At 32.1% G+C, this 290-nt stretch carries 1 protein-coding gene; it reads right to left on the bottom strand.

Annotated features, from left to right (window positions below; translation table 11 throughout):
- Positions 1 to 189: hypothetical protein (locus JKP73_RS22890; RefSeq protein ID WP_200412063.1), on the bottom strand; the 189-nt coding region annotated here is incomplete at its 3' end.
- Between the last annotated feature and the right edge of the window lie 101 nt (positions 190 to 290).

Raw genomic sequence — 290 nt, 5'->3', positions numbered from 1 at the left:
TATTACTTTCTTTTCGTTTCCTTGATCTGTTTCTTCAGTGGTTTTTGATTCTTGTGACGCTTGATCTTTTTGGGACGAATTCGAATCGTTATCTTGTGCACATGCAGATACCAAAACGATAACAACCATGATAAAGAATACGTAGAATTCCCGAATACACAACACCTCATCATTATTCGTTTTACTCATCTATTTTGATTATTCCCTAAATTTAGTAACGAAAACACTTCAGTCTATACTTGCTTTTTTTCCTGAAATTCCATCTTTTCTTTGTTATTTTTAGATAGAAT

Source organism: Virgibacillus salexigens (assembly GCF_014905415.1).
Lineage (GTDB): Bacteria > Bacillota > Bacilli > Bacillales > Amphibacillaceae > Virgibacillus > Virgibacillus salexigens.
The sequence above is the reverse complement of the archived record's forward strand: the minus strand, read 5'-3'. Positions and strand labels throughout refer to the sequence as shown.